The organism is Chitinophaga sp. CF418 (assembly GCF_900142925.1).
Lineage (GTDB): Bacteria > Bacteroidota > Bacteroidia > Chitinophagales > Chitinophagaceae > Chitinophaga.
Genome location: NZ_FRCN01000015.1, coordinates 291,013 through 304,769, shown reverse-complemented (window position 1 = coordinate 304,769; position 13,757 = coordinate 291,013). Strand labels below are relative to the sequence as shown.

Here is a 13,757-nt window from a genome sequence, read left to right as displayed (position 1 = left end):
CCCACTTAAAGGAAGGTTACGTACGTGTTCCGCACCCGTTTGCCGGTCGCCACCCAGTATTGCTACCTGTGCTGCCCCTCGACTTGCATGTATTAGGCCTGCCGCTAGCGTTCATCCTGAGCCAGGATCAAACTCTCCATTGTAAAGAAGTTTTGATACTGACTGTGTAATTTCTCTCGAAATTAGACGTCATTTATCTAATGTTTTCGCTTAACATTACCTGTTTAAAATTTGCTGTTGTTTCCATTCTTTCAAAGAACTTTAGCTAAGCCATTCGCTTAACCTTTCGTCAATGTCTCAGATCCGATCTGTGTGGCACTTACTGCCCGACATCTTTTTTATTTTAAGAACTCTCTTGCTTTTTTGCCCTTCGCATCGTTTGCGTTGGGGTTGCAAAGGTGTATTAAATTTTCATTACCACCAAATATTTTTTGAAGATTTTATTTTAGCGATCATTTTAGCAACAATCATTCTAAATTCAATAGCATAGTACTTTTCAGTCGGCTATACCTCATCAAAAAAAGAGAAATTCTATACTTGGGAAGAGCTTTTGTATCAGTTGCTTTCTATCGAAGCGGGATGCAAAATTAGGAGTTTTTTCATTACTACCAAATAAATCTTGAAAGATAACTGGCACGATTATACTAACCACCTATTTATCAGCATATTAGAAAGCAATATTTTATTGCACCTTGTCGTTCAACAGCCCCTCCGGATAACTTACCTTCATCAAAAACAATCCCTGGGGCGGTACTGCAAAATCAGCATTCACACAATTCCTGCTTTCTATCGCCTCCCTGAATCCCTCCATAGACAACTTCCCCCGGCCTACCCTCAACATCGTGCCTACCATTCCCCGCACCATTCCCCTCAAAAACCGGTTAGCCGTTACATTATACACAATCCGATCCTCTCCGGCCGTCCAGGCCGAAGACATGATATTGCAGTTGTAGGTCTTCACCTGCGTATTTCGCTTGGAGAATGTCATAAAGTCCTGGTACTCCATCAGTACCCCCGCGGCTTCCTGCAACAGGCCCATGTCCAGCCGGTAAGGAAAGAAATACCCCCTGTCCTGCAGGAATGGATCCTTGTGCAGATACAATGTATATTCATAAGACCTGCTCAGCGCTGCAAAACGGCAATGCGCTTCATCCGGCACCCGGTACACATGTTTCATCACCACATCCGGCGGCAGGATCGCATTCACCTTGTACAGGAATTGAGGATGCAGGGGCAGCTCCATATCAAAGTGCAGGAAATTCTGTAACGCATGCACACCGGCATCCGTACGGCTGGACCCCGTCGTTACCACCTTGATCCGCATCAGCGTACTGATGGCATGATCAATGGCAGATTGCACCGTGCTTACATTATCCTGTATCTGGAAACCTCCAAAGCTAGTCCCCTTATATGCTACCTCTATAAAATATCTCATGATTCCTGATTACGAAACGCGAAGGTACGTGCGCAAAAACAAAAAAGGTCACAAAGTTGCTTTCATACAACCCTGTGACCTTCCGGATAATTTTTTCTAAACTGTCATCTGTGCAACATCGCTCTGAAACGACCTTTATAGTAACTATCAGATAATAAACTCTCCATACCGGCATATTCATCCGAATGATACGCTTTCGGATATGCCACATCCAATAAGCGGTACCTGGATTCATCACTGCCCATCAGCTGTACCAGTGTCTTTATCTGAGAAGACTCCAGGCAATAACCTTTGGTCTGCTTCCGGAATGCATCCAGCATGCCATCATCATCTTTTCCGGCAACGAACTTTCTCAGCATTTTGCGGAAAGTATCGTCATCCATCACCTTTCCACAATCAGAATTGATCATTTTCAGGGAAGGGTTTTTGGATGCCGGTGATGCTTCCGTTGCTACCGGGGCGGCCACGTCAACACTTTCTCCCTCCTTCTTTTTCTTTTTATCTTTTTTACCTGGATGATCAATAGATAAATCACTCACCTCATACCCGGTTGGATCATTCACGACATTGTTAGGACGCTCGGTAGTATCTATTGTATCGATCTTTTCAGCCAGCTTACTACGTTTTTTCTTTTTACTGCCTGCGGGCGCTTCTTCTACAGGTGTAGCCACTTCTGTCGACGCATCCCCTGTTGCCGGAGCTGCTGCTGCTGCTACGCTACCAGCAGCTGGCGCCTGATGTCCTCCGGTATCCACAAAATCAATGAAAGCCGGATCCTCCGTTTTTTTCTTCCGCTGCTTCTTTTCCCTCTTTGTCACTGCAGGCGCCTCTTCCTTCGCAGGTTCGGTCACTGCAGGAACTGATTCTGTGGATGGATTGACTGTTTCTGTTGCAGGTTTTGTTACCGGCGGAGCAGGTTCTGTCGCCGGCGGTACTGCAGCCGGAGTCACGTCTGCGACTGGCTGGTCTTTCGGGGGAGCTGCTTCCGCTGTTTTATTTTCTTCAGCCAGTACGGCACTGGCCAGCTGTTTTTCTTCTTCTGTCAAAGGTTCACGTTCCCTTTTTCTTCTCCGCTGCTTTTTCTGACCTGCCTGCGCATCAGCCGGCGGCACTACCGTCGTGGTTTCCGCTACTGGCGCTGCAGCTTCGGGCACTTTAGGCTCTTCCACTACAATTTCATCCGGGCGGTCATCGCTTACCACCTTATCCAATGCCTGGGAGAATTTATTGGATTGTTTTACAGGACGGGTACCGGGTCCTACTACTACCCCACTTTTTGCCGGGAATGTAGAATCAAGGTCTTTCTTTAAAGATGCCATCATAGCCCGTTTCTGTTCATCTTCAGAAACAGGTGCCGGTGGTGCTGGTACTGGCGGTGCCGGTACCAGTGCAGTATCTGTAGTTGCAGGAGCAGGTATTGTTTCAGCAGCAGGCGCCGTTTCGGGTACATTCGCTGCTACTGCCGGAGCCGGCGCGGTGTCCTGAGCTGGCGCTGGCGCCACTTCTGCTGCCGGAGTTTCCACTGCTGCTACTGCCTCTTTTTTTCTCTCCTCTGCGGGTCTGATTACCGCGAAAGTCTGCAGGTTGAATAATGCATACCCACGGTCACCGTCCTGCTTCAACAGGTATCCCTGATCGGCCGGTCCGGTAATACGCACCTGGTACTGACGCTCCGGTGCATCGCTTTTGGCGAAACCTATACGGAGAGCAGCCGTACCTGCCGGCATTTTGGAAAGGATCAGATACCCCCTGTCTGACGACGGGATCAGCTTACCATCATATCTAACATAAAAAGGCTGGGATCTCTCACTTTGTATATAGACAAAATACTGCTGCTCCTGGGCTAACATGCGGAAGGTCATCCCAAGGAAGAACAATGTGAATAAAGATCTCTTAAAAATTTGCGGCATACACATTTCTTGAATAACTACGAATGACGGACTAATCCGTCATTCCAGATCGCTTATGATTGATTTAATTAATTACAAAATCTATTCCAAGATAACCAGCACCTCTCCTTTCTCTACTGCCGTACGTTCTTTTACCCTTACTTCTTTTACCACAGCATCTGCCGCAGCTTTGAATACATTCTCCATTTTCATGGCTTCCAGTATCAATACCGGATCGCCCTTTTTTATGGCTTGCCCCGGCTCTACCAGTACTTTCAGTACAAGGCCCGGCATAGCCGCCTTCAGGTCATTCACCTTATGGGTCAGGGCATTCTTCATGCCCATTTCCGCCAGCAACTGGTCTATCGGCTCTTCTACGACCACTGCATACTCCTGCTGATCTATCATAATAGTGACCGTTTTTGTGTCGCGGTCCACTTTGATCACCTGGGCCACATAACTCCTGCCGTCCAGTATAATACTATGATTACCATTAGGAAGAGCTACGCCCGACCACTTTACAGGCTGGCCATTACTGGTAAAAGGGAGTGTATCTGTATCGACTACAAACGGCTGATCTCCATTCACAATTGCTTTTATCATAACATGGTAATTTAACTGGACAGCGACAAAAATAGCATTTTTAAACACTTACCGGGCGGGGGCTTTGCGAATGATCCTGAATTATGGCCAATTATCATGATTTAGTTAATATTAACAGCTCAGATCACAATTATTTGTGATAAAACCTGTTAATTCGTGCCAAAAACAGTTAACAATCATGTTCAAACCTTTGCGGCACACGCTCAAAAGTGTACTGTTGGCAAGTCTCTCAGGGGTAATATATGTTACCCCGGTTGCTGCGCAACAGGCCCCCTCTCAGCAGGAAGATCCCTCCCTTAAAATCTATCGCGCCACCTCAACAAAAGTGCATGACCTGGTTCACACCAAACTGGATGTTCGTTTTGATTATGCCAAAAGATATTTAATAGGAAAAGCCTGGCTTACCCTGAAACCGCATTTTTATCAGACAGACTCCCTCATACTGGACGCTAAGGCAATGGATATCAAACAGGTAGCTATTGTAAAAAGTGGAAAGAACCTCCCCCTCAAGTACAAGTATGACAGTCTGCAACTGCATATTGCCCTGGATAAGGCTTACCAGAAAACCGAATCCTTTATTGTCTACATAGATTATGTAGCCCGTCCGGAAGACGTAAAATCTGAAGGCAGCAGTGCTATTACAGATGCCAAAGGCTTGTATTTCATCAATCCAGACAGTAGTGTAAAGAATAAACCGGTACAGATCTGGACACAGGGAGAAACAGAATCCAGCTCCGCCTGGTTCCCTACCATAGACCGTACTGCCCAGAAAAGCACAGAAGAGATCAGTATTACTGTTGATAAGAAATATGTGACCCTCTCCAATGGTAAGCTGGTTAGCCAGAAAAACAATGCAGATGGCACCCGTACCGACTACTGGAAAATGGATCTGCCACATTCTCCTTACCTGTTCATGATGGCTGTCGGCGACTTCGCTGTCATCAAAGACCAGTGGAAAGGTAAAGAAGTGAATTATTATGTGGAAAAGGCATATGCTCCCTACGCTAAAGCCATTTTCGGTAATACCCCTGAAATGCTGACCTTCTACTCCAACATACTCGGATACGAATATCCCTGGGCTAAATACTCCCAGGTGGTGGTAAGAGATTATGTGTCAGGTGCTATGGAAAATACCACCGCTACCATTCATGGCGACTTCCTGCAAAAGACAGACAGGGAACTCCTGGATAATAACAACTATAACGAGGCGGTGATCGCCCACGAGCTGTTCCACCACTGGTTTGGCGACCTGGTAACAGCAGAATCATGGAGCAACCTGACACTGAACGAGTCATTTGCCGATTACAGCGAATACCTCTGGATGGCTTATAAATATGGCAAAGACGCTGCAGACGACCACTCGTACAAGGCGATGCAGAGCTACGAGAAGTTTGCCCAGTACTCAGGCGACAAAGACCTGGTGCGCTTCCACTACCGTGATAAAGAAGATATGTTCGATGCCATCAGCTATCAGAAAGGTGGCCGCATCCTGAACATGCTGCGCAATGTGGTAGGTGACAGCGCCTTCTTCAAATCGCTGAACCTCTACCTCAAAACAAACGCTTTCAAGGCTGCCGAAGCCCACCAGCTGCGTCTTGCTTTTGAAGAAGTAAGCGGCCAGGATCTGAACTGGTTCTTCAATCAATGGTACTTTGGCCAGGGTTATCCTGTACTGGATATTAAATCCAGCTACAATGAAGCCGCCAAAACCGTTACCGTTACTGTAGCACAGCAACAGCAGGGCAATAAGATTTTCCAGTTGCCGGTAGCCATTGATGTTTACGCTGGTGGTAAGAAGGTACGTCACAAAGTGACCATCACTGATAAAGTAAGCACTTTCACCCTCCCTGCTGAGGTGAAACCAGACCTGGTCAACTTTGATGGCGACAAGGTGCTGCTGGCCACTAAAACAGAGGACAAGAATATTAACGCTTATATCTTCCAATATTCCCATGCTCCGGAATACCTGGACCGCCGGGAAGCTATCGAAGCCTGCCTGAAAGAACAGAGTACCAATCCGGCTGCCCTGAAAGTGGTAGCTGCGGCTCTGAAAGATAAATTCTATGGACTGCGCGCACTGGCCATCAGCGGTCTGAAACTGACAGATCCTACTGTAAAAGCGGCAACTTTCACCACCCTCCAGGAGTTGGCGAAGAAAGACGAGAATGCAACAGTACGTGCGGCAGCGCTGACACAACTGGGTTCGCTAAAAGACGTTAAATTAACATCGATCTTCGAAGCGGCAGCAAAAGACCCTTCTTATGCAGCCGCAGGTGCAGCCCTGGAAAGCCTGGGTGCCCTGGACCTGGAAAAGGGCTACACACTGGCCAAGCAAATGGAAAAAGATTCCAAAGGCGCTTTGAGCAACGCGATCGCAGGTATATATGCCCAGAAAGGTAATGAAGCAGACCTCCCTTTCTTTGCCAGGGCCTTCAATGAAGCTAGCGGTCAGGATAAACTGGATGCGGCGATCCAATATCTGTCTATCCTGAGCCTTGTAGATAATACCGACGAAGTGCTGAAAGGTGTGGAAGATATCAAACAGATGGCCCTTCTGTTCAACAACAAAATGGTCAACAATTACCTGGTAAGCCTTCTGCAGCCAATTGCCAGGAATAAAGAAGAAAAAGCCGCTATGGCCAGCCCCGACAAGAAAACGGGCCTGCTCAAACAAAGTGATTATATGAAGAAAGTAGCGAGCGAGCTGAAGAATTAAAGCAGCTGAAGAAATAAAGAAAAAGGGGTTCGTCTGAGACGAGCCCCTTTTTCTTTGTACATATTATATTCCTGCGTAGCAGAGAAGAAGCACTGAACATAAGGCTTTTAACCGGTTTGAACTTACTTATGATCCCGTTCTGATATCGCTTCAGCTTCGTTTCTCCTATGTCCATCTTACGTTCATCCTAGGTCTTTGAACGTAAGATGAACGTAAGTTGGACATAGGAGAAACGAAGCTGTATCCTTATTAAATCGAACCCCAAACGGGGATAAGCTTATCCCAACCCGATCTCCGAATGACGCTCCGGGATCTCAACATCCGAAAACCCTTTCTTTATCAACCAGTTACGGAATATTTGCTGTACTTCGTACTCCCCGTGTACCAGGAATAACTTTTTCACTTCCTTAGCGTCCTGGCAGGACAGCCACTGGCTGAGATCCTCATAGTCGCCATGGGCGCTCATAGAACGGATCACCCCCACCTCGGCATTCACGTCGTAGTGGGTGCCATAGATAGAAACTTCCCTGGCCCCTCTCATCAGGCGACCACCCAGAGACTGCGGCTCACAATATCCGACTATCAGGATCGTATTCCGGCTGTCGCCGATATTGTTGGCAATATGATGCTTCACCCTGCCGGCCTCCGCCATACCTGAAGCAGAAATGATCACACAGGGTTCCTGGCGAAAGTTCAGTGCTTTTGAGTCATCTACCCTCTCAATGTAGTGCAGACCGGGGAAGTCGAAAGGATCGTCGTCAATTTCCATCATTTTGGCAACCGTCTTATTGAATACTTCCGGATGATGCCTTACCACGTCAGTAGCCTCCAGGGACAGGGGACTATCCACAAAGATGTCCACCTTGGGCAGCTTACCCTCCAGTCCTGCCCTGTTCAGGGCATACAGGATCTCCTGGGTACGGCCCACACTGAAGGCGGGGATGATCAGTTTCCCTTTCTTCACTTTACAGGTATCATGAATATATTTGATCAGCAGATCATCTGAAGGAGCAGCCTCCGCATGTAAGGTGCTGCCGTAGGTAGATTCCAGTAAAATGTAGTCTGCCTGGGGGAAAATATCGGGGGATCGTAATATGGCGTCATTATAACGGCCGATGTCTCCACTGAAGGAGATCTGTGTTGTCTTTCCGTTTTCGGCGATGCGTACGTGCACCGCTGCACTTCCTATGATATGTCCGGCATCCGTGAAATAGATCTCCACATCCTCATCTATGCGGAACCAGGTCTTATAGTCCACTTTCTTCAGGGCGGCTACACTACGCGTTGCATCGTCAACAGTATATAAAGGCGCTACTTCCGGTTGCCCCTCTTTTCTCAGTTTCTTGTTCTTAAACTTAGTATCATCTTCCTGGATCTTGGCAGAATCAAGCAGCAGGATCTCTGTCAGATCAAAAGTGGCCGGTGTACAATAAATGGTTCCCTTGAATCCTCTTTTTACCAATAATGGTATTAGCCCCGAGTGATCGATATGTGCGTGTGAGAGGATCATGTAGGTAACTTCCGCCGCGTCAAATCCAAAGTCTTCATTCATCGCGTCCGTCTCCCGGCCCATTCCCTGGAACATACCGCAGTCCAGCAGTATCTTCTTGCCATTCTTTAACGAAATAAGGTGTTTAGACCCGGTAACTGTACGTGCCGCCCCGTGAAATGCAATTTTCATGTAGTGTGTTTGAATTGATCTGTAATGGTATATTCCTGTCTATGCTTTTCCTTTGAAGGACCAGGTGATGGCGAAAGAGGCAATTAGTGTGCCATCCCGGCTTTTCCCGATACTGTTCACCGTAAGCACTTCAGGCTCGCCGGTAGCGGCTGTACGTGCTATAGCTGCTTTTATCGCCGCTCCGTCCTGACAGGTGAACCAGGTCTTGCCAGTCGCCTTTTTCACAAAAGAAGCTTCCATGCCTGTTACCAGCATGGACACACGTCTGGGAGCGGCAGCACGTGTATACATTATAGACAGCAACCCCGTGCTCATTTCCGCCGCCATTGCCAGACAGGCAAAATAGGTGGACCGGAAAGGATTCTGTGACAACCACCTAAAGGGAACTACTGTTGTGCATTGCCCCTCCTCCAACTGCTTCAACCTCACTCCTGCCAGCCATGCGCTGGGCAGCTTCCATAAAAGAAACAGGGAGAACTTAAACCGATGTCCGGCAAAGCGGATAAATGACCGGACAGCTGGATGAGACGTGGAATGCTCCATAATGACTTTATTGATTGGTGTAATGGGCAGGATTCAATGCGTCCGGCGACCACTGCTTCAGCATGTCGGCCACCTTGTCCTTATCGTAAGTATCTGCAGATTCCAGCAAACCGGAATTCTGCGTAAGCAGCCTGTTCCCTTTCGCATCAAGAATAACCAGCACCGGGAATCCAAAGCGCTGCGGATATCCCAGCTGTTTCAGCAATGGCAGGTTCTTATTCTCTTTGCTGTAATTCAGATGGTACACTACATAGTTTTTCTCCTGCAAAGCGTTCAGGGTTGAATCCTCACGTACAAACTTATAGAAGCGTTTACACCAGATGCACCAGTTGCCGCCAATCTGGACCAGCACATGTTTATTAGTTGCTGCTGCCTGTTGTTCTGCTTTCTGCAGATCAGCCGCTGCATCTGCACCAGGGTCATAAATATGCTGGAGATCCAGGACGGGTTTTTCCTGTGCATGTGCTTTACCTATAGCACACATCATTATCACAATGGGTAGTAATAAATATTTCTGCATACGTTAATTTATCTGTCTACAATGACTGTATATACTGGTATATAGCCTGCTGGGCATTTACACGGGTGGCGCCTTCCTCCGGAACAATATCAATATTACGTATTTCCGCATCCAGTTTCACCGCATTGGTATTATCTGCCAGCTGCAACCTGATGATCTCTTTCAGTTGTTCCTGTAACTGAGGATCATATACCGGGAAGCAAACCTCAATACGCCTGTGCAGGTTGCGGTTCATCCAGTCTGCCGATCCCATATAGACCTCTTCATTGCCATTATTATGGAAGATAAAGACCCTGGCATGTTCCAGGTAACGGTCCACTATCCGGCGTACCCTGATATTACTGCTTTCCGGCTGTTCCGGCATAAGACAGCATATACTGCGGGCTATCAGATCGATCTGTACTCCCTCCTGGCTGGCGGCATACAGGCTGGCGATCATCTCTTTCTCCTGCAGGTTATTCAGTTTAATAGTGATCTTTGCCGGCTTGCCTGCACGGGCATTCTCAATCTCACGGCCGATCAGCTCTTTAAAGCGGTCCATCATGTTGAACTGCGCTACCAGCAGATGCTGGAAAGTAAGGAACTTATATTTACCGGGTTGCTCCCTGGCCTGCAGGTACAGGAACAGCAATTCCAGCTCCTGTGTAATACCGGGATGGGCTGTCATCAGCACATGATCTGTGTAGAATCGCGCTGTTGTTTCATTGAAGTTACCCGTAGCCATCAGTCCTGCATAATCCCACTTGTATCCGCGACGGCGTTTAACCAATGCGATCTTGGCATGTACTTTCAGACCGGGTATACTGTATATGATCTTTACCCCTGCAGCCTTCATCTTTTTGGCCCAGCGGATATTGTTGGCTTCATCAAAACGGGCTTTCAGCTCCACAAATACCGTCACCTGCTTACCATTGTGAGCGGCGCTGATCAGCGCATTCGCAATCTGTGAACTTGAAGCAATGCGGTACAGGGTGATATAGATCTCCTGTACATTAGGGTCCACCGCCGCTTCATTAAAGAAACGCAGGATGTAATCGTACCGCTGGTAAGGAGCGTGCAACAGGATATCCCGCTTTGCCACTTCGTCCAGCAAACGGGGAGCTTCTTCTAATACAGGCACCTGTATGGAGGGCTGTTTCGGATAACTGAAGGCTGGCAACTTTACCGGCATCGGCAGGTCATTCAGATCCTTCAGGTTATGATAACGGCCACCTTCTACCATTTCTTCCGGGAGGATGTGGAAATAAACTGACAAGAGCTTCTGCAGAGCCAGCGGCATTGCAGCGTCGTACAGGAAACGGGTGGGAATACCCAGTTCCCTTTTCTGGATCATGGTCTCTACCTGCTCAAGTATATCACTGGCCAGTTCATTCAAATCTGTTTCCGCATCGCGGGTAATCTTGATGCTGTAACAGCCGGCCACCGTATATCCAGGGAACAGGAAGCCTACATTCTCCCTGATCACATCATCCAGCATGGCGATGTAATACACATTCTCCAGTGCGGGCAATTCTATAAAGCGGGGCAATGCTGCGCTGGGAATATTTACCAGCGCATATTGCAGCATATCGGGCTTACTATCTTCCGTGAGGGAGACAACAAAGTACAGCTGGTTATTCTCCAGGAATACCTCTTCCGGTTTCTTCTTCCGCAGCCACAATGGCTGCAGAAAACTCAGCACTCTTGTCAGGAAATATTCCCGCAGGTGCTCAAGGTGTAAAGTATGTAAGGATTCATTGTAATACAGGTGTATATTATGACTACGCAATGCAGGCAATAGCTGCCCTGTCAATGTGCGGCCGAATTCTCCCAGCTGTCTGTTGATCTCGCGCTGAATGGCAGGCAGGGTATCCTGTGAAAGAATATCCTCTCCTGCAGCCTCGGGATTACGATGTAACAGTTTATTCACTGCCAGGACAGCCGGCATGCGCACACGGAAAAATTCATCTAAGTTGGAAGAGAAGATAGATAGGAATTTGATCCTCTCATACAAAGGCACTTCCTCATTTTTAGCCATACATAATACCCGGTAGTTGAACGATAACCAGCTAAGGTCTCGGTCATTCAGCGGCACATTCGTAGAAATAGTCTTGTTATTGCTCATGCTTAATTCTTCACCGGAAAAAATAGGGCGGCTATCAGGAACGCCAATACGGAAATGATCAGTCCAAACATAAAGATGTTGTAGGCGATGCGCAATTGTTTATACTTTTTGCCCAATACTACACCAAGGTGATAAATGTCCTGTATCATACTGCCATAAACGTACTCATTGTCTTTCATCATTTCAGTCATACCCCAGGTGTACTCTTCCAGCGACATTTGATGGAAGTTACCGAAAAAGAGCAGGTTGGTTTTTTTACTGTCGATGTCTGCCTTGGTAAATCTCCCTATGTTAATATTAGGACGGGTGGCCAGCACAGAGAATATAATGGTTAGCACTCCTGTCAACAGGAATATGAAGGCAGGGATGATCAGGTTAGGATAATCTTCCAGTCTTCTGAACAACACACCCAGTATAACGGATATAATGATAGAGTTCACGGAGATCATGATATGCGCCTTACTGTCTGCCATAGAGCTGAGGCGGATATGATTGGTGGAAGTAGTGCGGAACATGGTTTCCACTCCTCTTCCTGGTTTGGGTTCCTTCTCTTTCTTCTCCTTATCCTTTTTATCTTTCTCCTCCTTTATGGGAGCAGGGGCTCCATTGTCAGCAGTAGCGTCAACGGATGTTGCATGCGCTTCTTTCTTAGCGGCCTTGTCTTTCTTGTGGGCCTTTTCTTCCTGTTTATCCAGTTTACTTTTCAACTTTGCGATGTTTTCTTCTTTTTGTTGTTGCAGCAATGCTTTGCAATATGCTGTGAAATAATGATGGGATTCCTGCAGCCGCAAAGAGCCTGCATTCCAGGTAGCGCCGGAGATCTCTCTTCCGTATGTCAATTCCATTTCCTGTCTCAGTAGACGGGAACGGTCTTTAAACTCCTTTGTACCGAGGTGAAACAGGTCAGCATCACATACGATCTCTTCCAGCAGGTTCTGTGGGTTTTGTGGCATTTTGGTAGCCATAATACAGCCAGCTATCTGCTGTTGTACATTTTCAGGAATCTCTTGTACATTTAAGAACTCCCTGGCCATCTCCGCTCCCTTCTCTTCATGCATTTTCGTTTCTCCCATCAGGTAGCCCAGATCATGGAACCAGCACGCCACCAATACCACTAGCAGTTCATTGTCTTCCAGCCTGTAATGCGCTGCAATCTGCTGTGCTGCTGCCACTACCAGCTTTGTGTGTTCTAAATTATGATAGACCAGGTTAGGGTGAGGACGTTCCTGGTATTGCTTCGCAACATATGATTCTGCTGCTTCTATGATTAATCCTGTTTGCATAAGCCTAAGTTAAAAAAGCGAAACTGAGATCAGCAAGTTACTGCATTTTTAAGTTAATTTTATTCCATGAATACGCAATGCCAAATACAGCGGGCCAGTCGCTCGCTGTGTTTTTGCATTGAATATTAACCACTCATCTATGCAAGTAAGATATATTGCGTTCTTTTTCCTGTTCCTGTCCTGCAATGCATTCAATCGCGAGGATAAACAATATGGCTCTCCCAAAGGTTATAATCTTGCAGAGCCTACCCGTTACCGTGTCAGACAGTCTATGCAGGAGATATCAGGCATCGTTCTGGCCCCTGATGAACATCACATCCTGTCCATTAATGACGAAGAAGGGAAGATTTATTCCATAGATGTGAATACAGACAGGCCATACCCTACCTCCAAGTTCGATAAAAGCGGCGATTATGAAGATCTGGCCACAACAGGTACGGATTGGTTTGTGCTGAAGAGCAACGGCCACCTGTATCACATCAATGGCATGTTCACCGATACAGTAGACGCCACCCATTATAAACTATCCATTACGGGTAAAAGGGAATTTGAAAGCCTTTATTTCGACGCAAGAGACAGTAGCCTGGTGGCCATCTGTAAGAATTGTGAAGAAGACAAAAGAGAAGGCTTTACTACTGCTTACCGTTTCCGGCTGAACACTATGGAGTATGACCCAACGCCTGCCTACCGTATCAATGTAGCTGATATTGCCAGGTTGACAGGCGGGGATGTAGGTCATTTCAGGCCTTCCGGCGCTGCCATTCATCCCATAGAACACCGGATATACATTGTATCTGCTATCAACCGCCTGCTCGTCATTACCGACCTTGACGGTAAAGTACAGGAAGCTTATAATCTACGGCATCGCCGCTTTCCGCAACCGGAAGGCATCTCCTTCACTGCGAACGGCGATATGTATATTTCCAACGAAGCAGTAGACGAATCACAGGCCAGCATACTGAAATTTAAGTACCATTGAACTC

General features: G+C 47.2%; 10 protein-coding genes and 1 rRNA gene. 2 read left to right on the top strand and 9 right to left on the bottom strand.

The window, feature by feature from the left end; translation table 11 throughout:
- The 4 genes from F3I09_RS29015 to F3I09_RS29000 all read right to left on the bottom strand — a co-directional run.
- Positions 1-143, bottom strand: a 16S ribosomal RNA gene (locus tag F3I09_RS29015); the annotation flags it as partial.
- Positions 144-682: 539 nt separating this feature from the next.
- Positions 683-1,435 (bottom strand): tRNA pseudouridine(38-40) synthase TruA, encoded by a 753-nt coding sequence (gene truA / locus F3I09_RS29010; protein WP_149698553.1) that lies wholly within the window; start codon positions 1,433-1,435, stop codon positions 683-685.
- A gap of 104 nt (positions 1,436-1,539) precedes the next feature.
- Positions 1,540-3,345: a DUF4476 domain-containing protein gene (locus tag F3I09_RS29005; protein ID WP_188133994.1), complete on the bottom strand. Its 1,806-nt coding sequence runs from the start codon at positions 3,343-3,345 to the stop codon at positions 1,540-1,542.
- An 81-nt stretch (positions 3,346-3,426) separates the two neighbouring features.
- Positions 3,427-3,927 (bottom strand): biotin/lipoyl-containing protein, encoded by a 501-nt coding sequence (locus tag F3I09_RS29000; protein WP_149698551.1) that lies wholly within the window; start codon positions 3,925-3,927, stop codon positions 3,427-3,429.
- Positions 3,928-4,105: 178 nt separating this feature from the next.
- Here F3I09_RS29000 and F3I09_RS28995 point away from each other — a divergent pair, with 178 nt between their 5' ends.
- On the top strand, positions 4,106-6,643 hold the full coding sequence (locus tag F3I09_RS28995; RefSeq protein WP_149698550.1) for a M1 family metallopeptidase: 2,538 nt from the start codon (positions 4,106-4,108) through the stop codon (positions 6,641-6,643).
- Positions 6,644-6,920: 277 nt separating this feature from the next.
- Here the strand turns inward: F3I09_RS28995 and F3I09_RS28990 are convergent, their stop codons facing one another.
- From F3I09_RS28990 to F3I09_RS28970, 5 genes are read right to left on the bottom strand one after another with little or no spacing between them, the layout of a single operon-like run.
- The gene (locus tag F3I09_RS28990; RefSeq protein WP_149698549.1) at positions 6,921-8,324 is read right to left on the bottom strand and encodes an MBL fold metallo-hydrolase; all 1,404 of its coding nucleotides are present in this window, start codon (positions 8,322-8,324) and stop codon (positions 6,921-6,923) included.
- Between the two features lie 39 nt (positions 8,325-8,363).
- Positions 8,364-8,867, bottom strand: a complete 504-nt coding sequence (locus F3I09_RS28985) for a DUF4442 domain-containing protein (protein ID WP_149698548.1) — start codon at positions 8,865-8,867, stop codon at positions 8,364-8,366.
- 7 nt (positions 8,868-8,874) lie between these two features.
- Positions 8,875-9,387 carry a thioredoxin family protein gene (locus F3I09_RS28980; protein WP_149698547.1) on the bottom strand — a complete coding sequence of 171 codons (513 nt, stop codon included), beginning with the start codon at positions 9,385-9,387 and terminating at the stop codon, positions 8,875-8,877.
- 16 nt (positions 9,388-9,403) lie between these two features.
- Entirely contained in the window at positions 9,404-11,491 is a 2,088-nt protein-coding gene (gene ppk1 / locus F3I09_RS28975) for a polyphosphate kinase 1 (protein ID WP_149698546.1), read from the bottom strand.
- Between the two features lie 2 nt (positions 11,492-11,493).
- Positions 11,494-12,774: a Pycsar system effector family protein gene (locus F3I09_RS28970; protein ID WP_149698545.1), complete on the bottom strand. Its 1,281-nt coding sequence runs from the start codon at positions 12,772-12,774 to the stop codon at positions 11,494-11,496.
- Positions 12,775-12,913: 139 nt separating this feature from the next.
- Here F3I09_RS28970 and F3I09_RS28965 point away from each other — a divergent pair, with 139 nt between their 5' ends.
- Positions 12,914-13,753, top strand: coding sequence for an SdiA-regulated domain-containing protein (locus F3I09_RS28965; protein ID WP_149698544.1), 840 nt, complete (start codon positions 12,914-12,916; stop codon positions 13,751-13,753).
- The last annotated feature ends 4 nt before the right edge of the window (positions 13,754-13,757 follow it).